This window comes from Rhodovulum bhavnagarense (genome assembly GCF_004343505.1).
Lineage (GTDB): Bacteria > Pseudomonadota > Alphaproteobacteria > Rhodobacterales > Rhodobacteraceae > Rhodovulum > Rhodovulum bhavnagarense.
In genome coordinates, this window is record NZ_SLXU01000015.1 from 49,424 (window position 1) to 72,253 (window position 22,830).

General features: G+C 64.4%; 36 protein-coding genes and 1 tRNA gene. 11 read left to right on the forward strand and 26 right to left on the reverse strand.

The annotated features are described in order from the left end of the window. The first annotated feature begins 69 nt into the window (after window positions 1–69). From EV663_RS12745 to EV663_RS12790, 10 genes are all read left to right on the forward strand, one after another. Window positions 70–525 (forward strand): universal stress protein, encoded by a 456-nt coding sequence (locus tag EV663_RS12745; protein WP_132952457.1) that lies wholly within the window; start codon window positions 70–72, stop codon window positions 523–525. Window positions 526–599: 74 nt separating this feature from the next. Then, the gene (locus tag EV663_RS12750; protein ID WP_132952459.1) at window positions 600–1,160 is read left to right on the forward strand and encodes a NifU family protein; all 561 of its coding nucleotides are present in this window, start codon (window positions 600–602) and stop codon (window positions 1,158–1,160) included. Window positions 1,161–1,163: 3 nt separating this feature from the next. Beyond that, window positions 1,164–1,823, forward strand: a complete 660-nt coding sequence (tsaB, locus tag EV663_RS12755; RefSeq protein WP_132952461.1) for a tRNA (adenosine(37)-N6)-threonylcarbamoyltransferase complex dimerization subunit type 1 TsaB — start codon at window positions 1,164–1,166, stop codon at window positions 1,821–1,823. After that, on the forward strand, window positions 1,820–2,236 hold the full coding sequence (locus tag EV663_RS12760; RefSeq protein ID WP_132952463.1) for a GNAT family N-acetyltransferase: 417 nt from the start codon (window positions 1,820–1,822) through the stop codon (window positions 2,234–2,236). The genes tsaB and EV663_RS12760 overlap by 4 nt, the downstream gene beginning before the upstream one ends. Before the next feature lie 129 nt (window positions 2,237–2,365). Beyond that, window positions 2,366–3,355, forward strand: coding sequence for a BMP family lipoprotein (locus EV663_RS12765; protein WP_132952465.1), 990 nt, complete (start codon window positions 2,366–2,368; stop codon window positions 3,353–3,355). Window positions 3,356–3,361: 6 nt separating this feature from the next. Beyond that, window positions 3,362–4,930 (forward strand): ABC transporter ATP-binding protein, encoded by a 1,569-nt coding sequence (locus EV663_RS12770; RefSeq protein ID WP_132952467.1) that lies wholly within the window; start codon window positions 3,362–3,364, stop codon window positions 4,928–4,930. Between the two features lie 3 nt (window positions 4,931–4,933). Then, complete coding sequence (locus tag EV663_RS12775) at window positions 4,934–6,028, forward strand: ABC transporter permease (RefSeq protein ID WP_132952469.1); 1,095 nt, start codon at window positions 4,934–4,936, stop codon at window positions 6,026–6,028. Next, a complete protein-coding gene (locus EV663_RS12780; RefSeq protein WP_132952471.1) occupies window positions 6,028–6,993 on the forward strand; it encodes an ABC transporter permease in 966 nt (321 codons plus the stop codon). The genes EV663_RS12775 and EV663_RS12780 overlap by 1 nt, the downstream gene beginning before the upstream one ends. Before the next feature lie 49 nt (window positions 6,994–7,042). Further along, window positions 7,043–7,957 carry a sulfite exporter TauE/SafE family protein gene (locus tag EV663_RS12785; protein ID WP_132952473.1) on the forward strand — a complete coding sequence of 305 codons (915 nt, stop codon included), beginning with the start codon at window positions 7,043–7,045 and terminating at the stop codon, window positions 7,955–7,957. Continuing rightward, window positions 7,954–8,715 carry a TIGR02186 family protein gene (locus tag EV663_RS12790; protein ID WP_207904430.1) on the forward strand — a complete coding sequence of 254 codons (762 nt, stop codon included), beginning with the start codon at window positions 7,954–7,956 and terminating at the stop codon, window positions 8,713–8,715. The genes EV663_RS12785 and EV663_RS12790 overlap by 4 nt, the downstream gene beginning before the upstream one ends. Before the next feature lie 101 nt (window positions 8,716–8,816). Here EV663_RS12790 and EV663_RS12795 read toward each other — a convergent pair whose 3' ends face one another. The 6 genes from EV663_RS12795 to EV663_RS15650 form a co-directional block, all read right to left on the reverse strand. Then, window positions 8,817–9,287 (reverse strand): arsenate-mycothiol transferase ArsC, encoded by a 471-nt coding sequence (locus tag EV663_RS12795; protein WP_132952475.1) that lies wholly within the window; start codon window positions 9,285–9,287, stop codon window positions 8,817–8,819. 1 nt (window position 9,288) lies between these two features. Next, window positions 9,289–9,774 carry a UPF0262 family protein gene (locus EV663_RS12800; RefSeq protein ID WP_132952477.1) on the reverse strand — a complete coding sequence of 162 codons (486 nt, stop codon included), beginning with the start codon at window positions 9,772–9,774 and terminating at the stop codon, window positions 9,289–9,291. Between the two features lie 3 nt (window positions 9,775–9,777). Next, a complete protein-coding gene (gene hisD / locus EV663_RS12805) occupies window positions 9,778–11,082 on the reverse strand; it encodes a histidinol dehydrogenase (protein ID WP_132952479.1) in 1,305 nt (434 codons plus the stop codon). Between the two features lie 77 nt (window positions 11,083–11,159). Then, a complete protein-coding gene (locus tag EV663_RS12810; RefSeq protein WP_132952481.1) occupies window positions 11,160–11,633 on the reverse strand; it encodes a DUF2948 family protein in 474 nt (157 codons plus the stop codon). Beyond that, the gene (murA, locus tag EV663_RS12815) at window positions 11,630–12,898 is read right to left on the reverse strand and encodes a UDP-N-acetylglucosamine 1-carboxyvinyltransferase (protein ID WP_132952483.1); all 1,269 of its coding nucleotides are present in this window, start codon (window positions 12,896–12,898) and stop codon (window positions 11,630–11,632) included. The genes EV663_RS12810 and murA overlap by 4 nt, the downstream gene beginning before the upstream one ends. After that, window positions 12,898–13,047 (reverse strand): hypothetical protein, encoded by a 150-nt coding sequence (locus tag EV663_RS15650; protein ID WP_165910196.1) that lies wholly within the window; start codon window positions 13,045–13,047, stop codon window positions 12,898–12,900. The genes murA and EV663_RS15650 overlap by 1 nt, the downstream gene beginning before the upstream one ends. A gap of 83 nt (window positions 13,048–13,130) precedes the next feature. Between EV663_RS15650 and EV663_RS12820 the strand changes: the two genes are divergently transcribed. After that, window positions 13,131–13,205 (forward strand) — tRNA-Thr (locus EV663_RS12820). Between the two features lie 262 nt (window positions 13,206–13,467). Here the strand turns inward: EV663_RS12820 and rpmD are convergent. From rpmD to rpsJ, 20 genes are all read right to left on the reverse strand, one after another. Beyond that, the gene (gene rpmD, locus EV663_RS12825; RefSeq protein WP_132952485.1) at window positions 13,468–13,656 is read right to left on the reverse strand and encodes a 50S ribosomal protein L30; all 189 of its coding nucleotides are present in this window, start codon (window positions 13,654–13,656) and stop codon (window positions 13,468–13,470) included. Window positions 13,657–13,667: 11 nt separating this feature from the next. Next, window positions 13,668–14,231, reverse strand: a complete 564-nt coding sequence (gene rpsE / locus EV663_RS12830) for a 30S ribosomal protein S5 (RefSeq protein WP_132952487.1) — start codon at window positions 14,229–14,231, stop codon at window positions 13,668–13,670. A gap of 11 nt (window positions 14,232–14,242) precedes the next feature. Beyond that, the gene (gene rplR, locus EV663_RS12835) at window positions 14,243–14,602 is read right to left on the reverse strand and encodes a 50S ribosomal protein L18 (protein WP_132952489.1); all 360 of its coding nucleotides are present in this window, start codon (window positions 14,600–14,602) and stop codon (window positions 14,243–14,245) included. An 11-nt stretch (window positions 14,603–14,613) separates the two neighbouring features. Continuing rightward, entirely contained in the window at window positions 14,614–15,147 is a 534-nt protein-coding gene (gene rplF / locus EV663_RS12840) for a 50S ribosomal protein L6 (protein ID WP_132952491.1), read from the reverse strand. A gap of 11 nt (window positions 15,148–15,158) precedes the next feature. Further along, the gene (gene rpsH, locus EV663_RS12845) at window positions 15,159–15,557 is read right to left on the reverse strand and encodes a 30S ribosomal protein S8 (protein ID WP_207904431.1); all 399 of its coding nucleotides are present in this window, start codon (window positions 15,555–15,557) and stop codon (window positions 15,159–15,161) included. A 12-nt stretch (window positions 15,558–15,569) separates the two neighbouring features. Then, complete coding sequence (gene rpsN, locus EV663_RS12850; RefSeq protein WP_132952493.1) at window positions 15,570–15,875, reverse strand: 30S ribosomal protein S14; 306 nt, start codon at window positions 15,873–15,875, stop codon at window positions 15,570–15,572. Between the two features lie 20 nt (window positions 15,876–15,895). Beyond that, window positions 15,896–16,459: a 50S ribosomal protein L5 gene (rplE, locus tag EV663_RS12855; RefSeq protein ID WP_132952495.1), complete on the reverse strand. Its 564-nt coding sequence runs from the start codon at window positions 16,457–16,459 to the stop codon at window positions 15,896–15,898. Continuing rightward, window positions 16,452–16,766, reverse strand: coding sequence for a 50S ribosomal protein L24 (gene rplX, locus EV663_RS12860; RefSeq protein WP_132952497.1), 315 nt, complete (start codon window positions 16,764–16,766; stop codon window positions 16,452–16,454). Before rplX ends, rplE begins: the two co-directional genes overlap by 8 nt. A 1-nt stretch (window position 16,767) precedes the next feature. Next, window positions 16,768–17,136, reverse strand: coding sequence for a 50S ribosomal protein L14 (rplN, locus tag EV663_RS12865; RefSeq protein WP_005621870.1), 369 nt, complete (start codon window positions 17,134–17,136; stop codon window positions 16,768–16,770). 62 nt (window positions 17,137–17,198) lie between these two features. After that, window positions 17,199–17,432, reverse strand: a complete 234-nt coding sequence (gene rpsQ, locus EV663_RS12870; protein ID WP_132952499.1) for a 30S ribosomal protein S17 — start codon at window positions 17,430–17,432, stop codon at window positions 17,199–17,201. 15 nt (window positions 17,433–17,447) lie between these two features. Further along, window positions 17,448–17,648, reverse strand: a complete 201-nt coding sequence (rpmC, locus tag EV663_RS12875) for a 50S ribosomal protein L29 (protein WP_132952501.1) — start codon at window positions 17,646–17,648, stop codon at window positions 17,448–17,450. 214 nt (window positions 17,649–17,862) lie between these two features. Then, window positions 17,863–18,276, reverse strand: coding sequence for a 50S ribosomal protein L16 (gene rplP, locus EV663_RS12880; RefSeq protein WP_132952503.1), 414 nt, complete (start codon window positions 18,274–18,276; stop codon window positions 17,863–17,865). Between the two features lie 12 nt (window positions 18,277–18,288). Next, entirely contained in the window at window positions 18,289–18,999 is a 711-nt protein-coding gene (rpsC, locus tag EV663_RS12885) for a 30S ribosomal protein S3 (protein WP_132952505.1), read from the reverse strand. Further along, window positions 18,999–19,379 (reverse strand): 50S ribosomal protein L22, encoded by a 381-nt coding sequence (rplV, locus tag EV663_RS12890; RefSeq protein ID WP_132952507.1) that lies wholly within the window; start codon window positions 19,377–19,379, stop codon window positions 18,999–19,001. The genes rpsC and rplV overlap by 1 nt, the downstream gene beginning before the upstream one ends. Before the next feature lie 5 nt (window positions 19,380–19,384). Beyond that, entirely contained in the window at window positions 19,385–19,663 is a 279-nt protein-coding gene (gene rpsS, locus EV663_RS12895; protein WP_132952509.1) for a 30S ribosomal protein S19, read from the reverse strand. A 3-nt stretch (window positions 19,664–19,666) separates the two neighbouring features. Continuing rightward, window positions 19,667–20,506 (reverse strand): 50S ribosomal protein L2, encoded by an 840-nt coding sequence (gene rplB / locus EV663_RS12900; protein ID WP_132952511.1) that lies wholly within the window; start codon window positions 20,504–20,506, stop codon window positions 19,667–19,669. 248 nt (window positions 20,507–20,754) lie between these two features. Further along, window positions 20,755–21,051 (reverse strand): 50S ribosomal protein L23, encoded by a 297-nt coding sequence (locus EV663_RS12905; RefSeq protein ID WP_132952513.1) that lies wholly within the window; start codon window positions 21,049–21,051, stop codon window positions 20,755–20,757. Next, complete coding sequence (gene rplD / locus EV663_RS12910) at window positions 21,048–21,668, reverse strand: 50S ribosomal protein L4 (RefSeq protein WP_132952515.1); 621 nt, start codon at window positions 21,666–21,668, stop codon at window positions 21,048–21,050. Before rplD ends, EV663_RS12905 begins: the two co-directional genes overlap by 4 nt. Beyond that, window positions 21,665–22,390: a 50S ribosomal protein L3 gene (gene rplC / locus EV663_RS12915; protein WP_132952517.1), complete on the reverse strand. Its 726-nt coding sequence runs from the start codon at window positions 22,388–22,390 to the stop codon at window positions 21,665–21,667. The genes rplD and rplC overlap by 4 nt, the downstream gene beginning before the upstream one ends. A gap of 14 nt (window positions 22,391–22,404) precedes the next feature. Continuing rightward, a complete protein-coding gene (gene rpsJ / locus EV663_RS12920) occupies window positions 22,405–22,713 on the reverse strand; it encodes a 30S ribosomal protein S10 (RefSeq protein ID WP_114964874.1) in 309 nt (102 codons plus the stop codon). Window positions 22,714–22,830: the final 117 nt, after the last annotated feature.

Below are 22,830 nucleotides of genomic sequence, written 5' to 3' on the forward strand. Positions count from 1 at the left end.
AGGTGCGCGGGGGTGGTTGCCACGGGGCAGCGGCTGGGTCATGGTTGCCGACAAGCCAGGGAGAAAGCCATGCGCAAGTTCCTTGTCGTTCTCGATGATAGCCGCGAATGCCTGAACGCGATGCGCTTTGCCGCCATGCGCGCGGCCAAGACCGGTGGCGGCGTGCAGATCCTCGCGGTGATTCCACCCGAGGATTTCAACCACTGGATCGGGGTGGGCGACCTGATGCGCGAAGAGGCGCGCGAGCGGATCGAGGCGCATTACGAGGTCTTTGCCAAGTGGATGCGCGACCGGCAGGGGATCGACCCCGAACTGGTGATCCGCGAGGGCGAGGCGGTTGCCGAGATCCTGGACCAGATTCGCCATGACCCCGATATCGGTGTCCTGGTCCTTGGCGCGGGGGCTGACAAGAAAGGGCCGGGGCCGCTGGTGACGCAATTGTCGAAAACAGCCGGTAGCCTGCCGGTGCCCCTGACCGTCGTGCCGGGCAGCCTGTCAAAGGAAGGGCTGGAGGCCGTCTGCTAGGTTGGAATCGTTCCAAAGGTTGACATTCACGGCTTGCGGGCGCATATCCGACAGGAAAGCTAAGGAATAAATCCATGTTTATCCAAACCGAATCCACGCCGAATCCTGCCACGCTAAAATTCCTGCCCGGCCAGGCCGTTCTGGAGGCGGGCACTGCCGATTTCCCCGCGCCCGACACGGCCGGGTCATCGCCCCTGGCCCGGCGCATCTTCGCGGTAGACGGGGTGCGAGGTGTCTTTTTCGGGACCGATTTCGTGACCGTGACCAAGATCGACGCCGTCGAATGGGACCATATCAAGCCCGCGATCCTGGGGGCGATCATGGAACATTTCCAGTCCGGCCAACCCGCTATCACCGGCGCGGAGGCCCAGGCGGGACATGCCGAACATGATGGTCCAGACGCCGAGATCGTTACTCAGATCAAGCAGTTGCTCGATACCAGGGTGCGCCCTGCGGTAGCCCAGGATGGCGGTGACATCACGTTTCACGGCTTTGACCGCGGCGTGGTTTACCTGCACATGCAAGGCGCCTGCGCAGGCTGTCCGTCCTCGACACTGACGCTGAAGATGGGGATCGAGAACTTGCTGCGCCACTACATTCCCGAGGTGATCGAGGTTCGCCCCGTGGCCGAGTGATCCATGGGCAACCCGACCCTGCTGGCCTTTGACACATCGGCCGCGCATTGCGCGGCCGCCCTGTTGCGGGGCGGCCGTATCCTGGTCAGCCGGCGCGTCGAGATGGGGCGCGGCCAGGCAGAGCAGATCGTGCCGCTGCTGGAGGATTTGCTGGAAGAGGGCGGAACCGACTGGCGGGGGCTGGACGCGGTGGGTGTCGGCGTGGGTCCTGGCAATTTCACAGGCATCCGGATTTCGGTGGCCCTGGCGCGCGGGCTGGCGCTGGGGCTTGGCGTGCCCGCAATCGGGGTTTCGAGCTTCGAGGCGCTGGCGGAGGGCGAGGAAGGTCCGGTCCTTGTCAGCCTGTCGGCACCGCGCGGCAGCGTTTACCTTCAGGCGATGGTGCATGGCCGGGACGTATCGGCGCCGATACAGATTGCGCCCGAGGCCGTCGCGGAACTCACGCTGGCGCCCGGCACGCGGGTGATCGGCGCGCAGGCCGGCATACTGGGGGCGGGTCTGGGCCTGCCGGCGCTGCCGCGCGGCATCGACGACATCGCGCCACGCATCGCGCGCGTGGCCGCCGCACGCCTGGGCGAAGCGCAGCCGCGTCCGGCGCCACTTTACCTGCGGCCGGCTGATGCCGCGCCGCCTTCTGATCCGCCGCCGGTGATCCTGCCGTGACGCCCGATGCGCTGGCCGCGCTGCACGCGGCGTGTTTTGTTACGCCACGGCCCTGGGGGGCAGCGGAATTCGCCGCGCTGATGGGCCTGCCCGGCGTCTATCTTTGCGGCGATTCCACGGCCTTTGCACTGGGCCGCGCAGTCGCGGACGAGGCAGAGCTGTTGACCCTCGCCGTCGCACCCGCGGCCCGGCGCCGGGGGCTGGGCCGTGCGCGGCTTGCCGCATTCGAGGCGGAGGCGCGCGCCCGCTCGGCCGGGACCGCCTTTCTGGAGGTTGCCGCCGACAACATTGCGGCACGCGCCCTATATGCCGGCGCAGGCTATCGCGAGGCCGGTCGGCGTCCAGGATATTATGGCTCTGCCGACGGTGTCCGAAGTGATGCGCTGGTGCTCCACAAGCGTCTTGCGCCTTGAACTCGGGGGCTGAGAAACCTGTTGACGCTCGGAAGGGGGCGCGGCCTTAATCCAAGGATTAGGGGGGCGAAGACAGTCAATTGGCGCGATGCCCCCGAAACCCGCAGCACCCACGGGGAGAAGAGCCTGATGACCTTGGTGAAAACGCTTACGGGCGCCGTATCGGCGCTGGCGCTCGGCACGATTGGCGCGACCGCAGAGCCGGCGTTGGTTTTTGATCTTGGCGGCAAGTTCGACAAGTCCTTCAACGAGGCGGCTCATAATGGCGGGCAACGCTGGGCCAACGAGACCGGCGAAGACTATCGCGAGATCGAGATGCAGTCCGAGGCCCAGCGCGAACAGGCCCTGCGCCGCTTTGCCGAGGCCGGGATGAACCCGATCGCGATGACAGGCTTTGCCTTCGGCTCGGTGCTGGAAGAGGTCGCACCCGATTACCCCGACACCCGCTTCGTCATCATCGACGCGGTGGTCGATCAGCCCAATGTGCGCTCGGTCGTGTTTTCCGAACACGAGGGCAGCTACCTGGTCGGCATGATGGCGGCCATGGCCTCGGATACCGGCACGGTCGGGTTCGTCGGCGGCATGGACATCCCGCTGATCCGCAAGTTCGCCTGCGGATATGCGCAGGGCGTCAAGGCGGTGAACGCGGACGCCACCGTGATCCAGAACATGACCGGCACCACGCCGGCGGCCTGGGCCGACCCGGTGAAGGGCAGCGAGCTGGCCCGCGCGCAGATCGGCCAGGGGGCGGACGTGATCTATGCCGCGGCCGGGTCCACCGGCCTGGGCGTTCTGCAGGCCGCCGCGGATGAGGGAATCCTGGGCATCGGCGTGGACAGCAACCAGAACTACCTGCATCCGGGGCACATGCTGACCTCCATGCTGAAACGGGTGGATGTGGCGGTCTATGACGCCTTCACAGAAGGCGCGGATCTGGCGCCCGGCGTGCAGGTTCTGGGGCTGGCCGAGAACGGGATCGACTATGCGCTGGACGCGTATAACGAAGACCTCGTCACCGAAGAGATGATCGCCGCGGTCGATGCGGCCAAGGCGCAGATCATCTCGGGCGCGCTGGTGGTTCACGACTACATGTCCGACAACACCTGCCCCGTACAGTAGGCGGCCATGGCCGGGCCTGACAGGGGCAAGGGGCGGTCCGACGCGGCCGCCCCCGTCATCGAGTTGCGGGGCATTTCCAAGGCGTTCGGCCCGGTTCAGGCGAACCGGGACATTTCGCTGCGCGTGATGCCCGGCACGATCCACGGCATCATCGGCGAGAACGGCGCGGGCAAATCCACGCTGATGTCGATCCTTTACGGGTTCTACAAGGCCGATGCGGGCGAGATCTTCATCTCCGGCCAGCGGACGGAAATCCACGACAGCCACGACGCGATCCGCGCGGGCATCGGCATGGTGTTCCAGCATTTCAAACTGGTGGAGAATTTCACGGTTCTGGAAAACGTCATCCTGGGTGTCGAGGAGGGTCGGCTGCTGAAACCCTCGCTGGCCAAGGCGCGCGGCATCCTCAGGAAGCTGGCCGAGGAATACGAACTGAACGTCGACCCGGACGCCAGGATCGAGGATCTGGGCGTCGGGATGAAGCAGCGGGTCGAGATCCTGAAGGCGCTGTATCGGCAGGCCGGTATCCTGATCCTGGACGAACCCACCGGCGTGCTGACGCCCGCCGAGGCCGACCACCTGTTCCGCATCCTCGAAAACCTGAAATCCGAGGGCAAGACGATCCTCCTGATCACCCACAAGCTGCGCGAGATCATGGCCGCGACCGACACGGTCAGCGTCATGCGTCGGGGCGAGATGACCGCGACAGTCAGAACCGCGGACACCACGCCCGAGGCGCTGGCAGAGATGATGGTGGGCCGCAAGGTTCTGTTGCGGCTGGACAAATCCCCGGCCAAGCCGGGGCGCACCGTGCTGGAGGCCGACAATATCTGCCTCACCGACGCGGACGGGGTGGAGCGGCTGAAGAACGTCTCGCTTACGGTGCGGGCCGGTGAGATCCTCGGCATCGCGGGCGTGGCCGGGAACGGGCAGTCGCATCTGCTGGAGGTTCTGGGGGGCATGCGCGCCGCGACCGGCAGGCTGCGGATGAACGGGCAGGACATCGCCCTGACCGGGCGGGCCGCCGACGGGCAGGCGCGGCGCGCGGCGGGCATCGCCCATGTGCCCGAGGACCGCCAGCGCGAAGGGCTGATCATGGAATTCCACGCCTGGGAAAACACGATCTTCGGCTATCACCACGACCCGGCCTGGCAGGCAAACGCCCTGCTGATGGACAATGCGGCCATCCGGGCCGAGGCCGCCGCCAAGATGGCGCGGTTCGACGTGCGCCCGCCCAATCCCGACCTGGCGGCGCGCAGCTTTTCCGGCGGCAACCAGCAAAAGATCGTCCTCGCGCGCGAGATCGAGCGCACCCCCGACCTGCTGCTGGTCGGCCAGCCCACGCGCGGGGTGGATATCGGCGCGATCGAATTCATCCACCAGCGCATCCTGGACCTGCGCGATGCGGGCGCCGCGGTCATCCTGGTCAGCGTCGAGTTGGAAGAAATCCTGTCGCTGTCAGACCGAATCGCGGTGATGTTCGACGGGCGCATCATGGGCGAACGCCCGGCGGACCAGACGGATGAAAAGGAACTGGGCCTGATGATGGCCGGCATGCGGACGGAGGCGGCGTAGGCGATGGAGCGAATGCCGAAATGGGCCGATGTGCTGCTGATCCCGCTGATCAGCCTGATCCTTGCCTTCGCGCTGTCGGCGCTGGTGATCGTGGCCATCGGCGAGGATCCGGTGAACGCGGTCAGGCTGATGGTGACGGGCGCGCTGGGGTCGACCTATGGCTGGGGCTACACGCTCTATTATGCCACCAATTTCATCTTCACCGGGCTGGCCGTGGCCGTGGCCTTTCACGCGCGGCTGTTCAATATCGGCGGCGAGGGGCAGGCCACGCTGGGCGGGCTGGGCGTGGCGCTGATCTGCCTGGCGCTGCCCTGGCCGCACTGGGGGCTGGCCCTGCCTGCGGCGGTGATCGCCTCGGCGCTGTTCGGGGCGGCCTGGGCGGCGATCCCGGCCTGGCTGCAGGCCACACGGGGCAGCCATATCGTGATCACCACGATCATGTTCAACTTCATCGCCGGCGCGCTGCTGAATTACATGCTGGTCAACGTGATGCGGCCCATGGGCTCGATGGACCCGGCGACGGCGAAGTTTCCCGAGGGCACCAACCTGCCCACGCTGCATGAAGTGCTGGCGCCCATCGGCATCAATTTTTCCAAGGCGGCGCCGGCCAATGTCACCCTGCTGATCGCGCTGGCCGCCTGCGTGCTGGTCTGGCTGCTGATCTGGCGCACGCGGCTGGGCTATGAGATCCGGGCGCTGGGCCAGTCCGCACCGGCCGCGGTCTATGCCGGCATCCGGCCGGTACGGATCGTGATGCTGGCGATGCTGGTCTCTGGCGCGCTGGCGGGCATGATGGCAGTCAACAACGTGATGGGCGAGGCCGAGCGGCTGGTGCTGAACGCGGTCGAGGGGGCGGGATTTATCGGGATCGCGGTGGCGCTGATGGGGCGCAACCACCCGTTCGGGGTGCTGCTGGCGGCGCTCTTGTTCGGGTTCCTCTACCAGGGCGGCGCCGAACTGGCGCTGTGGACCTCGATCCCGCGCGAGATGATCGTGGTTATCCAGGCCCTGGTGATCCTGTTCACCGGCGCGCTGGACAACATGGTGCGCGCGCCGCTGGAACGGGCCTTCATGGCAATTGGCAGGGGGCGCGGGTGATGGATCTGGCGACGCTTCTGCAAGTGCTCGACTCCACCGTGCGGCTGGCCACGCCGCTGCTGCTGGCCTGTCTGGCCGGGCTTTATTCCGAACGCGCGGGCATCTTCGATATCGGGCTGGAGGGCAAGATGCTGGCCGCGGCCTTCCTGTCTGCGGCGGTGGCGGCGGTCACCGGATCGGTCTGGCTGGGGCTGGGGGCAGGCATCCTTGCTGCGCTGCTGATGGCGCTGATCCACGGGCTGGCCTCGATCACCTTCCGGGGCAACCAGCTGATTTCCGGCGTGGCGATCAACTTCCTGGCCGCCGGCCTGACCGTGGTCATCGCGCAGGACTGGTTCCAGCAGGGCGGGCGCACCCCCTCGCTGATGGGCGGTGCGCGGTTCGAGGCGATCACCCTGCCCCTGGCCGAGACCCTGCGCGCGGTGCCGGTTTTCGGGCCGATCTATCACGACCTGATCTCGGGCCACACGATCCCGGTCTATTTCGCCTTCGCGATGGTGCCGGTGACCTGGTGGGTTCTGTTCCGCACCCGTTTCGGCCTGCGCCTGCGCGCAGTCGGCGAAAGCCCCGAGGCGCTGGATACCGCGGGTGTTTCGGTGATCCGCACCCGCTATGCGGCCGTTCTGATCTGCGGGGTCTTGTGCGGGATCGCCGGGGCGTATCTGGCCACGGCGCTGCAGGCGGGCTTTTCCAAGGACATGACGGCGGGGCGCGGCTATATCGCGCTGGCCGCGCTGATCTTTGCCAAGTGGCGGCCGTGGCATGCGTTGATGGCGACCATGCTGTTCGGGCTCTTGCAGGCGGTGGCGCTGCGCTATCAGAGCCTCGAATTGGGCCGCGTGACGGTTCCGGTTCAGGCAATGGACGCCCTACCCTATATCCTGACCGTGGTGATCCTGGCGGGATTCGTCGGACGCGCCATCCCTCCCCGTGCGGGCGGCGAGCCCTATGTCAAGGAAAGATAGATCACCGGGATGCTTGCCAGAAGGGGGGCAGCTCGCCTAGGGACCGGACATGCACATCTACCTGCCCATCGCCGAGGTTTCCGTGAATGCCTTCCTGCTGCTGGGGCTGGGTGGGCTGGTCGGTATCCTTTCGGGGATGTTCGGCGTGGGGGGCGGGTTCCTGCTGACGCCGCTACTGTTCTTCATCGGCATTCCGCCAGCGGTGGCGGTGGCCACGCAGGCCAACCAGATCGTGGCCTCGTCAGTCTCGGGCGTTTTGGCCCATCTCAGACGCAAGACTGTCGATTTCAAGATGGGCGGCGTGCTGTTGGCCGGAGGGCTGGCAGGTTCGGTAGGCGGTGTGGCGGTATTCAACGCCCTGCGCGAGATCGGGCAGGTCGACCTGATGGTTACCCTGTGCTACGTCGTGTTCCTTGGCATCATCGGCGCGCTGATGTTCGTCGAAAGCCTGCGCGCCATCCACCGCGCGCATCGCGGCGGCAGCACTGTCCCCAAGCGGCGGCAAAGGGGCTGGATCGACGCACTACCCTTGAAGATGAAGTTCCGCGCCTCGGGCCTTTACCTCTCGGTGATCCCGCCCCTGCTTGTGGGTGCGGCCGTGGGTGTGCTGGCGGCGATCATGGGTGTGGGGGGCGGGTTCATCATGCTGCCCGCGATGATCTATATCCTGGGGATGCCGACCAAGGTGGTTGTGGGCACATCCCTTTTCCAGATCACCTTCGTCACGGCCTTTACCACCCTTCTGCATGCCGTCACCAACCAGACGGTCGACATGGTTCTGGCGCTGGTACTGCTGATCGGGGGCGTTCTGGGCGCGCAGATCGGCACCGGGCTGGGGCATCGGATGAAGGCAGAGCAGTTGCGCATCCTTCTCGCGATCCTCGTGCTGCTGGTCTGTGGCAAGCTGGCGCTCGACCTGTTGCTGCAACCGCGCGAACTGTTCACCTTGGGCGGAGGGCGATGATGCTGTGGCGCGCGCTCCTGTTGTGCCTTGCCCTCGCCATGCCCGCGCGGGCAGAGCAAGTCGTTGCCGGGCTCAGCCAGGCCCGCGTCTCGATCACGACGAATTTCGCGGGCTCCGAGATCCTTATCTTCGGTGCAGTCAAACGGACAGCGCCACTTCCTGCCGAGGGCGGACTGAACGTGGTTGTCACGGTGGCGGGCCCGTCTGTCCCGGTGACCGTCTGGCGCAAGGCGCGACGGCTGGGCATCTGGGTGAATTCCGAGGCGGTAACCATCGATGCCGCCCCCAGCTTTTACGCGGTGGCCACCACCGCGCCACTGACGCAGGCACTGTCCGATACCGAGGATCTGCGCCACAAGGTGTCCATACCTCGCGCGATCCGCGCGGTGGGCACGGCCGACGAGGCCCCCGAGGCAGAGACCTTTACCGAGGCGCTGGTTCGCATCCGGCAAAAGCAAGGTCTGTACCAGATTCTGCCCGGCGCGGTGTCTTTGACCGAGCAGACACTCTTTCGCACCTCTATCGCGCTGCCGGCAAATCTGACAGAGGGCGATTACCGAACCCGTATCTTCCTGACCCGCGAAGGCGCGGTGATCGACGCTTACGAGACCACCATAGGCGTGCGCAAGGTCGGCCTGGAACGATGGGTGTTCAACCTTGCCCATGACAACCCCGTGGCCTACGGGCTATTGGCACTGGCCATCGCGGTCGGGGCGGGCTGGGGCGCGTCCACGGTATTCCGAATGCTCAGGGGCTGAGTGGAAGGGCCCGCCTGTCGCGACCGTTATCGGTGCGATGGCCAGGCCGGCAAAGCCCGTCGAAAACAAGCGCGCCCATGCCCCGTGTCACGGGCTGACAGTCACTTGACATCGCCGACCAGATGCGGCGGACCGAACCGTTCGACCAGCCGCCCGACGATCTGATCACGGGTCTGGCGATAGGCGGACAGCTTGTCCGCGCGCGTCTCGCCCAGACCGGTCGGGTCCAGAACGGGCCAGTATTCCACGTCGAGGTGGTAATAGCGTGTCAACTCTTGCGCGCGACGCAGGCTGGCGGGGGACATGGCGATGATCAGATCGAACCCCGACAGGTCGTCCCCCCATTCCTCCATCTCGTCAAAGGATCGCGCGCGGTGACGTTCGATCTCTACCCCGATCTCGCCACAGACGGCGATGGAAAATCCGTCAATCTCTCGGTCGCCATGAACCCCGACAGATTGCACGAAAATATCCTGGCCATAGAACTTTTTCATGATGCCCTCGGCCATCGGAGAACGCACCGAGTTGTGATCGCAGCAGAACAGAACCGACGAAGGGAGCGGCCCGGCCAATTCAGCCCCCGAAATGCAGGACGCAAACCAGGGTGAACAGCCGACGCGCAGTGTCGATGTCAAGCTCGGCCTTTCCTTCCAGGCGTTCCTGCAACAACCGCGCGCCCTCGTTATGAATACCGCGCCGCGCCATGTCGATGGCCTCGATCTGGCTGGGCGGCAGGCGTTTGACGGCGTCGAAATAGCTTTCGCAGATCTGCCAGTAATCCTTGACCGCCTGGCGGAAGGGCGACAGCGACAGGTGGAACTCTGCCGCCGCCTCGCCCGACTCGGTGCGCACGTCAAAGACCAGCCGGCGCTCGCGGATCGATAGCGTCAGGCGATACGGACCCGCCGGAACCGGCCTGTCAACGCGCCCCGGCAGGGCAAAGGAATTGTCTTCCATAAGGTCGAAAAGCGCGACCTTGCGCTCTTGCTCGATCTCGGGGGTCGGTGGGGGCAGGTTGGAATCGTCCAGTTCCACATGGCACAGGCGTGCGGTGCTCATCGTTCAGCCCTCGTTCAGCTTGTCGAGCCTCAGGCGCACGGACAGGCCGTGGGCCTCCAGGCTTTCGGACCTGGCCAACGTTTCAGCCGCCGGGCCGATGGCGCGCAACGCGCCGGGGGTCATGCGCGCCAGTGTCGTGCGCTTGAGAAAATCGAGCACGCTAAGCCCGGACGAAAAGCGCGCAGAGCGTGCCGTAGGCAGAACGTGGTTCGGCCCGCCGACATAATCGCCGATCGCCTCTGGCGTCCATTGACCCAGAAAGATTGCACCGGCATGGGTGATCCGCGCAGCCAGAGCATCGGCATCGGCCACGCAAAGTTCAAGGTGTTCGGGGGCGATGCGGTTCGACAGTTCTGCCGCCTCGTCGAGGTCGCGCACCGTGATGATCGCCCCGAAATCGCGCCAACTTGCCCCCGCGATGACGCGGCGTTCCAGCGTTTGCAGCCGCTTTTCCACCGCTGCCGCGACGGATTGCCCAAAGGCGGCATCGTCGGTGATCAGGATCGACTGGGCGCTTTCGTCATGTTCTGCCTGGGACAGCAGGTCCACCGCCACCCAGTCGGGATCGTTATCGCGGTCCGCGATCACCAGGATCTCTGAGGGGCCGGCGATCATGTCGATACCCACCTTGCCAAAGACCCGCCGCTTGGCGGCCGCCACAAAGGCATTTCCGGGGCCGGTGATCTTGTCCACCGGCCGGATCGTTTCGGTGCCATGGGCCAGCGCCGCGATCGCCTGTGCCCCGCCAATGCGGTAAACGGTGTCCACCCCCGACAGTTTCGCCGCCAGCAGAACCAACGGGTTCGACTTGCCCTCCGGGGTGGGCGCGCAGATCACAAGGCGCTCGACCCCGGCCACCTGGGCGGGGATCGCGTTCATCAGAACCGAAGAAGGATAAGAGGCAAGGCCACCGGGCACGTAAAGCCCCGCCGCCGAAACCGGCGTCCAGCGCCAGCCCAGCGTCACGCCATCGGGATCGGTCCAGCGCGCATCCTCTGGGCGCTGGCGGACATGGTAGGCACGGATACGTTCGGCGGCCTGTTCCAGTGCATCACGTTCAGCCGCCGGAACCCTGGCACATTCGGCCTCGATCTCGTCGGGGCTGAATGCCAGCGTTTCGGGCGTCAGCGACAGGCGATCGAATTTCTCGGTCAACTCGATCACGGCCGCATCGCCGCGCGCGCGCACATCTGCGATGATCGCGGCCACGGTGTCGTCCACGTCGGGGCTATCTTCGCGCTTTGCAGTCAAAAGCGCGTCGAACGCGGCCTCGAAATCGGCGGCGGTGCTGTCCAGGAATACCGGCATATTTGCTCCTCAGAGGCTTTCCGCGCCTTGTCTAACGGCAATATGGCGCCGGGTGAACACCCCAAAGCAACGACCCCTCAGGGGTGGCGAGGCACCTTGCCCGAGGGGGCGGCATAAGGGCGGGTGACGTCGTGCAGGCCGATCTCAAGGCATTCGACATCAAAGGCCAGCGCACCGTCGCCGGCAAGGGTCACAACGACCCGGCCGCTGCCCTCGGCGCCCGGTTCGAACGCAACCGACAACACTGACAGGACCTGGTCGGCATCGTCGCGGTCAAAGCCCTGGCTTGCCACCTTTTGCACATCCTCAACCGTCAGCACCGAACGCACGCGCTCATAAGGGCGGCCCAATCTCTCGGCCGCAGGGCAGTCTTCCCAGCGGAAACGGTTCAGCAGGAGGGCAAAGCGTCGCCGTCCCCTGTCCCAGCGCATGTCGGATGCCGACAGAACAGCATCTTGCACCAGCGCCGACAGAACCTGCAAATCCTCCTGGGTGACCGCCATCAGGCGCAGCGGCCGCTCTGCCCCATCCTCGAACCGTGCGTCGCTCATAGTCCGCTGACCCGTTCGATATCGGCCCCGCAGGCGCCGAGTTTCTGTTCGACCTTCTCGTAACCCCGGTCAAGGTGATAGACGCGGCTGACGATCGTCTCGCCCTCGGCGGCCAGCGCCGCCAGAATCAGAGAAACCGAGGCGCGCAGATCGGTCGCCATGACCGGTGCCCCTTTCAATCGCGAAACCCCGGTCACCTTGGCCGTGCCGCCCGACACATCTATCCGGGCCCCCATCCGCACCAGTTCCGGCGCGTGCATGAACCGGTTTTCGAAAATCGTCTCTTCCAGAACACTGACCCCGTCGGCCGTGCATAACAGCGCCATGACCTGTGCCTGCAAATCGGTGGGAAAGCCTGGAAAGGGGGCGGTGGCGACATCCACCGCGTTCACCCGGCCATTGCGGCGCGCGACCTTGAGCCCCTTTTCGGTTTCCTCAACGGAAATGCCGGCCGCGTCCAGCTTTTCGGCAAAGGCTGCGACCAGATCCAGCGAACCGCCAAGGCAGGTCACCTCGCCCCCGGTGATCGCGGGCGCCAGCATGTAGGTCCCCAGTTCGATCCGGTCGGGCACAACGCGGTGCGTCGCCCCGCCCAAGGCCGTCACCCCCTCTATGGTGATCGTGTCGGTTCCCTCGCCCTCGATCTGGGCCCCCATGGCCCGCAGACAGCGCGCAAGATCGACGATCTCGGGTTCGCGCGCGGCGTTTTTGAGAACGGTCGTGCCCTTGGCCAGCGTGGCCGCCATCAACGCGTTCTCGGTCGCACCGACCGAGACCAGCGGAAAGTCGACCACCGCCCCTTTCAGACCGCCGGGCGCGCGGGCATGCACATAGCCATCGCGCAGGTCAAGTTCAGCCCCCATCGCCTCGAGCGCCCTGAGATGCAGATCGACCGGGCGCGCACCAATCGCGCATCCGCCGGGCAGGGACACCTCGGCCATGCCGTGACGCGCCAGAAGCGGGCCGAGCACCAGGATCGATGCTCGCATCTTGCGCACGATCTCGTAATCGGCCCGATGACCGCCCAGGTCATGCGACGACAAGGCCAGAACCTTGCCCCGGTGCAGCCCCGAAACCTCGGCCCCCAGCGATTGCAACAGCGCCGTCATCGTGCGGATATCCGACAGGCGCGGCGCGTTGGTCAGTGTCAGCGGCTGATCGGTCAACAATGTCGCGGGCATCAGCGCCAAGCAGGCATTCTTGGCCCCCGCGATGGGTATCTCGCCGTGCAGCGGCCGCCCGCCCGTGATCCTGATCTGGTCCATCACCCCTGCCCGTTCCGTTCATCCTGCCCCTTGCGCGCACGCGCCTGTGCCTTGCGCCGCGCGAGATTCGCCTTGAGCGCCTTCTTCAGCCGCTCTTCGCGCGCCTCCTGCGCCTTGCCGGTGCCTTTGCTGGGGGATTTCATTGTCATGGACCTTCTCTAGCGCAGTGCGAAAAAACCGTCCAGATAGCGCTTGCGTCCCTCCCCGATAAGGTCTAATCAGCGCTCCGCAAGCCGCAGTAGCTCAGTGGTAGAGCGCACCCTTGGTAAGGGTGAGGTCGGGAGTTCAATCCTCCCCTGCGGCACCATCCCAACCGGCTTGTATACACCCGATTCGAGATTGCGGCGGTTTCTTTGGCGCATCTTTTTCCTTGGCGCGTCTTTCGTCAGTGGTGCGCGCCATGCGCCCGGCGGGCCCGACGCCGGGTTGATCCTGTCCCTTGCAATCCGACTGCCCCTTGCGCCGGACAGCGGCGCGGCCGCTAAGCCAGAGCGCAAATGGAAACGCCCCGGCCGTGCGACCGGGGCGCTCATGCGATGCCTGTCGGGCGGGACGGGCCCACCGCGCGCTCAGCCGCGCTCTTCGACGATCTCGACGAGATGCGGGATCTTGGCGACCATGCCGCGCACGCTGGGGGTATCTTCCAGTTCGCGCGTCTTGTGCATCTTGTTCAGACCCAGGCCGATCAGCGTCTGGCGCTGAACGGCGGGGCGGCGGATCGGAGAACCGATCTGCTTGACGACGATGGTTTTGGCCATGGTTCCCTTCCTCACGCTTCTACCGCTTCGACGGCGGGCGCTTCATCCTTTTTCAGGATATCGGCAACCTTCTTGCCGCGGCGCTGCGCCACCTGGCGGGGCGAGCTTTCGCGGGCAAGACCGTCGAGCGTGGCACGGATCATGTTATAGGGGTTCTGCGACCCGATGGATTTTGCCACAACGTCCTGGATGCCCAGCATCTCGAACACGGCGCGCATCGGGCCACCCGCGATGATGCCGGTACCCTGCGGGGCGGTGCGCATCACCACGCGGCCCGCACCATGACGGCCCTCGATATCATGGTGCAGGGTGCGACCCTCGCGCAGCGGAACGCGCATCAGATTGCGCTTGGCCTGCTCGGTGGCCTTGCGGATCGCCTCGGGCACCTCTTTCGCCTTGCCCTTGCCAAAGCCGACGCGGCCTTTCTGATCGCCCACGACCACAAGCGCCGCAAAGCCGAAGCGTTTACCGCCCTTCACCGTCTTGGACACGCGGTTGATCGCCACGAGACGATCGGCGAATTCCGGGGTTTCGTCGCGATCGCGGCGGTCCCGGCGATTGTCTTCTCTTGCCATCTCTCGTCTCCTCAGAACTTCAGGCCGCCCTCACGGGCAGCATCGGCAAGCGCCTTGACCTTGCCATGATAGAGGAAACCGCCACGATCGAAGTAGCATTCCTCCACGCCCGCCTGTTTGGCGCGCTCGGCGATCGCCGCGCCCACCTTGGCGGCGGCCTCGACATTGTTCTTGCCGACCACACCCAGCGCCTTTTCCAGCGAAGAGGCGGCGGCGAGCGTCTTGCCCTGAACATCGTCGATCAGCTGCACGCTGATGTTCTTGTTGCTGCGATGCACGCTCAGGCGCACGCGCCCTGCATTCATCTTGCGAAGCTTGTTCCGAACGCGCAGGCGGCGCTTGAGGAACAGTTGTCTTTTGCTGTTTGCCATCTGTCGCGCCCTTACTTCTTCTTGCCTTCCTTACGGAAGATGAACTCGCCCTTGTAGCGGATGCCCTTGCCCTTGTAGGGCTCGGGGCCGCGCCACTCGCGGATATTCGCGGCAACCTGGCCGACCTGTTGCTGGTCGATGCCTTCCACCACGATCTCGGTCTGCTTGGGGCAGGTGACGGTGACGCCCTGCGGCACGTCGAAATTCACCTCGTGGCTATAGCCGAGGTTGAGTTTCAGCGTGTTGCCCTGGATCTGGGCACGATAGCCGACACCCTGGATTTCAAGCTCTTTCTTGAAACCCTCGGTCACACCCTGCACGAGGTTGGCGACCATGGTGCGCGACATGCCCCATTGCTGGCGGGCCCGCTTGGAACTGCCGCGGGGGGTGATGGTGACGGCGTTATCCTCGACCGCGAGGGTGACGTCATCGGTTGCGGTGAAGCAACGGGCGCCCTTGGGGCCCTTTACTTCGACGGTCTGGCCGGAGACGGATGCCGAAACACCCGACGGCAGCTCGACCGGTCGTTTGCCAATACGAGACATTGCCTTCCTCCTTAGAACACGGTGCAGAGCACTTCGCCGCCGACATTCGCCGACCGCGCAGCGGCATCCGACATCACGCCACGCGACGTCGACACGATGGACACGCCCAGGCCCTGGCGAACCTGCGGGATGTCCTTGACGCTCATGTAGACGCGGCGGCCGGGTTTGGATACGCGCTTGAGTTCGCGGATCACCGGCTGGCCCTCGTAATACTTGAGGCTTACCTCAAGTTCGGGCAGGCCATTCGGACCATCGACCTTTTCATAACCGCGGATGTAGCCTTCGTCGGCCAGCACATCCAGAACCCAGGCCCGCAGCTTGGAGGCGGGGGTACGCACGGTCGACTTGCGGCGCATCTGCGCGTTGCGGATGCGCGTCAGCAGATCGCCGAGAGGATCGTTCACAGACATGTTTTCCCCTCCTTACCAGCTCGACTTGACCATGCCGGGCATCTGGCCATCCGAGGCCAGATCGCGCAGCATGATCCGCGAAACCTTGAGTTTACGGTAATAGGCGTGCGGACGCCCGGTGAGCTGGCAGCGGTTATGCAGCCGGGTAGCCGAGGAATTGCGCGGCAGCTTGGCCAGCTTGAGCCGGGCCTTGAACCGCTCTTCCATCGGAAGATCCTCGTTATTCGCGATCACTTTCAGCGCGGCACGCTTTGCGGCGTATTTCTCGACCAGGCGCTGACGCTTCTTTTCGCGTTCGACCATCGATTTCTTAGCCATAAATCTTTCTCCTCCCGCGATCAGCTGTTGAACGGCATGTTGAAATGCTTCAACAGCGCCTTCGCTTCCGCGTCGGTTTTCGCGGTGGTGGCAATGACGATATCCATGCCCCAGACCTCGTCGACCTTGTCGTACTCGATTTCCGGGAAGACAATGTGTTCCTTGATACCCAGGGCATAGTTGCCCCGACCATCAAAGGACTTGCCCGGCACGCCACGGAAGTCGCGGATACGGGGCATCGCGATGGTGATCAGCCGGTCAAGGAATTCATACATGCGGTCGCCACGCAGGGTCACCTTGGCCCCCAGCGGCATTTCCTCGCGAACGCGGAAACCGGCGATGGATTTCTTGGCCTTGGTGATCACGGCTTGCTGACCCGCGATCAGCGTCAGGTCGCCCTGCGCCGACTTGGCCTTTTTCGAGTCGCGCACCGCCTCGGCACCGCAGCCGATATTCAGGACGATCTTGTCCAGGCGCGGGATCTGCATGTCGTTGGTGTATGCGAACTCTTCCTTGAGCGCCGGCTTGATGGTCTCGCGGAACAGCGTCTTGAGACGCGGGGTGTAGTTGGCCGTATCAAGCATCGATCACTTCCCCCGATTTCTTGGCGTAGCGTACCTTCTTGCCATCCTCGACACGGAACCCGACGCGGGTCGGTCCGCCCTCTTTGGGGTCGACGATGGCAAGATTGCTGAGATCCATCGGCATCGCCTTGGGCAGACGGCCACCTTGGCTGTTCTGGGACTGCTTGGTGTGACGGATGGAAATATTGATGCCTTCCACCACGGCCTTGCCGGCCTTGGGATCGACGGACTGGATCACGCCTTCGCGGCCCTTGTCCTTGCCGGCCAGCACGACAACCTTGTCACCGGTTTTGAGTTTAGCGGCCATCTTACAGCACCTCCGGGGCGAGCGAGATGATCTTCATGAAGTTTTTCGCGCGCAACTCGCGGACCACCGGGCCGAAAATACGGGTGCCGACGGGCTCGTTGTTGTTGTTGAGAATCACGGCGGCGTTGCGATCGAAACGGATCGCGGTGCCGTCCTCGCGGCGCACTTCCTTGGCGGTGCGCACGACGACGGCCTTGCGCACGTCGCCTTTCTTCACGCGGCCGCGCGGGATGGCTTCCTTCACCGAGACGACGATGATGTCGCCGACGGAGGCGTATTTACGCTTGGAACCACCCAGGACCTTGATGCACTGAACCCGGCGCGCGCCGGAGTTGTCAGCGACATCCAGATTGGTCTGCATCTGGATCATGTGGTTTCTCCCGACCTTTGGGAACTATGTCCCAGGGTTTCGCTCAAACCGAAAGGTGTCGCTCAGCCCTGAGCGATCACCTCCCAGCGTTTCGTCTTGGACTTCGGCGCGCATTCCTGAATGCGCACTATGTCCCCAACCTGATACTGGTTGTTCTCGTCGTGAGCCCGGTATTTCTTGGACTTACGAATTGTCTTTTGCAGCACAGGGTGCTTGAAGCGGCGCTCGACCTGAACCGTCACGGTCTGGGCGTTCTGGTTCGAAGTCACGGTGCCTTGCAGGATACGTTTGGGCATCTGTCTCAGGCTCCCTTATTCCGCCGCCGCGCGGGCTTTTTCATTCATGATGGTCAGCACGCGCGCGGTGTCGCGGCGAATCTTGCGCATCCGCGCCGTGCTTTCCAATGCGCCGGTCGCCTGCTGGAAACGCAGGTTGAACGACTCTTTCTTGAGGCTCGCAAGCTGCTCGCGCAGCTCGTCGGGCGTCTTGTCACGCAGTTCCTGGGCGTTCATCGCCTTTTCCTTCCTTTCAACATCACCGGAGGGCCCCTTGGCCGAAGCGGGGGTCACCCTGATTCCGGTGGAGGTCATGGATGAGCGGTCCCAATACGCCGACCGCCCCCGTAAAGCAACCCCTCATCTGTCCGGGGCCCACCCTTAACGTAAAGGCCCCCGCCACGGCTGCGGCGGGGGCCGATCTTGCGGGCGGGTCTCTACCCGCCGACCGTTACCAGTCCTCGCGCTTCACGATGCGGGTCTTGATCGGCAACTTCATCGCGGCAAGGCGCAGGGCCTCGGTCGCAACGGCATCGGACACGCCGTCGATCTCGAACATGACGCGGCCAGGTTTGACCTTCGCCGCCCAGAAATCGACAGAGCCCTTACCTTTACCCATCCGCACCTCGGTCGGCTTGGACGACACCGGGGTATCGGGGAAGATACGAATCCAGACCCGGCCCTGGCGTTTCATGTGACGCGTCATGGCACGGCGCGCCGCCTCGATCTGGCGAGCGGTGATCCGTTCGGGTTGCGTGGCCTTCAGGCCATAGGTCCCGAAGTTGAGGTCGAACCCGCCCTTTGCCTGGCCGTGAATACGGCCCTTGTGCATCTTGCGGAATTTCGTGCGCTTTGGTTGCAGCATCTCTCAAACTCCTCAGCGGTCGCGGCGCGGACGGGACGGCCCGCCGCCACCTTCCTGGAGCTCAGCCTGGCGGCGGTCACGCGCACCCGGATCGTGCTCCATGATTTCGCCTTTGAAGATCCAGACCTTGATCCCGATGATGCCGTAGGGCGTGGACGCCTCGGCATGGGCATAGTCGATATCGGCACGCAACGTGTGCAGCGGCACCCGGCCTTCGCGGTACCATTCGGTCCGGGCGATCTCGGCACCGCCAAGGCGGCCCGCGACGTTGACCCGGATGCCGAGGGCACCCATCCGCATGGCGTTCTGCACCGACCGCTTCATCGCGCGACGGAAACTAACCCGGCGCTCAAGCTGCTGGGCGATCGATTCGGCCACCAGTTGCGCATCCAGTTCGGGCTTGCGGACCTCGACGATGTTGAGGTGCAGCTCGCTGTCCGTCATCGCGGCCAGTTTCTTGCGCAGCACCTCGATATCGGCGCCTTTCTTACCGATGATCACGCCCGGACGCGCCGTGTGTACCGTGACCCGGCACTTCTTGTGCGGGCGCTCGATGATGACGCGGCTTACGCCGGCCTGCTTGCACTCGTCCTTGATGAACGCGCGCATACGAAGATCTTCCAGCAAAAGATCGCCGTATTCCTTGGTATTGGCATACCAGCGGCTGTCCCAGGTGCGGTTCACCTGAAGGCGCATGCCAATCGGATTGACCTTGTGACCCATTAGGCTTGCTCCTCGACCTGGCGGACCTTGATGGTGAGTTCCGAGAACGGCTTGACGATCTTGCCGAACCGGCCACGGGCCCGCGGCTTGCCGCGTTTGAGCGTCATGTTCTTGCCGACATAGGCCTCGGCGACGATCAACTCATCCACGTCCAGGTTATGGTTGTTCTCGGCATTGGCGATCGCGGATTGAAGACATTTCTTTACATCCTCGGCGATCCGCTTTTTCGAGAACGTCAGATCGGCCAGCGCACGATCGACCTTCTTGCCGCGGATCATCGCAGCCACCAGGTTCAGCTTCTGAGGCGAAGTGCGAAGCATGCGGGCCTTTGCCATCGCTTCGTTCTCGGCCACGCGGCGGGGGTTCTTTTCCTTGCCCATGACGCTTACCTCTTCTTCGCTTTTTTATCGGCCGCGTGACCGTAATAGGTCCGCGTCGGCGAGTATTCGCCGAACTTCTGGCCGATCATGTCCTCGGTGACGTTCACGGGGATATGCTTGTGCCCGTTATAGACGCCAAAGGTGAGGCCCACGAACTGGGGCAGGATGGTGGAGCGGCGCGACCAGATCTTGATGACCTCGTTGCGGCCCGACTCGCGGGACTTTTCGGCCTTCTTGAGGACGTAAGAGTCGACAAAAGGGCCCTTCCAAACAGAACGTGCCATGGTTTAGCGACCCTTCTTGCGCGCGTGACGGGAGCGGATGATGAACTTGTCCGTCGCCTTGTTCTTGCGGGTGCGGGCGCCCTTGGTGGGCTTGCCCCAGGGCGTGACGGGGTGGCGGCCACCCGAAGTCCGGCCCTCGCCCCCGCCATGCGGGTGGTCGATCGGGTTCATCACGACGCCGCGGACACTGGGCCGCTTGCCCATGTGACGCACGCGTCCGGCCTTGCCGAGGTTCTGGTTGCTGTTGTCGGGGTTCGACACGGCACCAACGGTCGCCATGCACTCCTGGCGCACCATCCGCAATTCGCCCGACGACAGGCGAATCTGCGCATAACCACCGTCGCGGCCAACGAACTGGGCATAGGTGCCCGCGGCGCGCGCGAGCTGGCCGCCCTTGCCAGGCTTGAGCTCGATGTTGTGGACGATCGTCCCGATCGGCATTCCGGTGAAGGCCATCGCGTTGCCCGGCTTCACGTCGGCCTTGGCCGAGGAGATCACCTTATCGCCAACGCCCAGGCGCTGGGGCGCGAGGATATAGGCCTGCTCGCCATCCTCGTACTGGATCAGCGCGATAAAGGCCGTGCGGTTGGGGTCGTATTCGATGCGAACAACGGTCGCCGCGATATCGAACTTGTTCCGCTTGAAATCGACGATGCGATAGAGCCGCTTTGCCCCACCCCCACGGCGACGCGCCGTGATACGTCCGGTATTGTTCCGACCGCCCTTCTTGGTCAAACCCTCGGTAAGGGATTTGACAGGGCGACCTTTCCAAAGCTCCGAACGGTCGATCAGCACCAGCCCGCGCTGGCCCGGCGTCGTCGGCTTGTACGACTTGAGTGCCATGCTTTCTGTCTTCCGTAGCTTTGCGGGCGGTTGCCTGCCCGTCTGTTCGTGAAAGGGCCCCGAAGGTCCCCGGATAAAGACCTCAAGGCCCCGAACGAATCCGGGGCCCTGAACGTGTGGCGCCTCGTAACAGAATAGGTGTGCGCGGTCCACACCCAAAGCGACGAACGCACACCGATGCCTGCCCCGAACGCAAAAGGCCCCCGCCAGGGCGGGGGCCCAATTCCGTCACACATGCCCCAAGCGCGTCAGAGCCCTGTAGTCACGTCGATCGTGTTGCCCTCTTCGAGGGTGACGTAGGCTTTCTTGACGTCCTTGCGCCGCCCCAGCATCCCGCGGAAACGCTTGGTCTTGCCCTTGGTGATCGTCGTGTTGACCGCCTTGACCTTGACACCAAAGAGGCTTTCGACGGCCTCCTTGATCTGTGGCTTGTTGGCCGCCATCGCCACCTCGAAGACAACGGCATTGGCCTCGGAAGCCATGGTCGCCTTTTCGGTGATAACCGGCTTGCGGATCACGTCGTAATGTTCCGGCTTCGCGCTCATTTCAGTCGAGCCTCCAGAGCTTCGACACCCGCCTTGGTCAGCACGAGCGTATCGCGCTTTAGGATGTCATAGACATTGGCGCCCATCGACGGCAGCACATCGATCCCTTCGATGTTGCGCGCAGCACGGGCAAAGTTTTCGTTCACCTCTGCCCCGTCGATGATCAGCACCCGTTTCCAGCCCAGGTTCTTGACCGACTTGGCAAGCGCCGCGGTCTTGGCCTCGGCCAGCTCGGCTGCCTCCAGCACCACCAGTTCACCGGCGCGTGCCTTGGCACTCAGCGCGTGCCGCAGCCCCAGCTTGCGGAATTTCTTCGGCAAGTCGTGGGCATGGCTGCGCGGTGTCGGGCCCTTGTAAACACCACCCTTGCGGAAGATCGGCGCGTTCCGGTCCCCGTGGCGTGCGCCCCCGGTGCCCTTCTGGCGATAGATCTTCTTGGTCGAGTAGCTGGTCTCGGACCGGGTCTTGACCTTGTGGGTGCCGGCCTGCGCCTTGTTGCGCTGCCAGCGGACCACGCGGTGCAGGATGTCGGCGCGCGGCTCCAGCCCGAAGATCTCGTCGCCGAGATCGACGGTGCCTGCCTTGGCGCCATCCAGCTTGATCACGTCAAGTTTCATTCTTCACCCCCTTCTGCCGGCGCTTCGGCAGATGCGGCCTCGGTTGCAGCGGTCTTCACCGCGGCAGGCAGGACGAGGTTGTCGGGCGCGGCTTTCTTGACCGCATCCTTGATCGTCACCCAGCCGCCCTTGGCCCCGGGCACGGCGCCCTTGACCATGATCAGTCCGCGATCGGCATCGGTCTTGACGACCTGCAGGTTCTGCGTGGTCACGCGGGCAGCACCCATGTGACCGGCCATTTTCTTGCCCTTGAACACGCGGCCCGGATCCTGGCACTGACCGGTCGAGCCGTGCGAGCGGTGGCTGATCGAAACACCGTGGCTGGCACGCAGGCCGCCAAAGTTGTGCCGCTTCATCGCACCGGCAAAGCCTTTACCGATCGAGGTGCCCGAGATGTCCACGAACTGGCCCTCGAGATAATGATCGGCGGTGATTTCAGCACCGATCTCGATCATGTTCTCGGGCGCAACGCGGAACTCGGCCAGCTTGCGCTTGGGTGCGACGCTCGACTTCGCGAAGTGCCCGCGCATCGGCGCCGTCACCCGCTTGGCCTTGGCAGCACCCGCCCCAAGTTGCACGGCGGTATAGCCGTCTTTCTCAACGGTCCGCTGGGCCACGACCTGGCAGCCGTCAAGCTGCAGAACGGTCACGGGCACCTGGCGGCCATCCTCCATGAACAGCCGGGTCATGCCCAGCTTCTTTGCGATCACTCCAGAGCGCATCTGTCCGTGCCCCCTTAAACCTTGATCTCGACGTCGACACCGGCAGCGAGGTCGAGCTTCATCAGCGCGTCCACGGTCTGCGGCGTCGGGTCGACGATGTCGAGAAGACGCTTGTGCGTCCGGATTTCCCACTGGTCACGCGACTTCTTGTCGACATGGGGACCCCGAAGAACGGTAAACTTCTCGATCTTGTTCGGCAGCGGAATGGGCCCACGCACCTGGGCGCCGGTCCGTTTGGCCGTGTTCACGATCTCCTGCGTGCTGGCATCCAGAACGCGGTAGTCGAAGGCCTTCAGCCGAATGCGGATATTCTGACTTTGCATGTTTCTAGCCCTTCAGGCTGATGGGCGGGCGCATGGCCCGCCCGGCCTTTTGCGATTACTCGATGATCTTGGAGACGACGCCGGCGCCGACGGTGCGGCCGCCTTCGCGGATGGCGA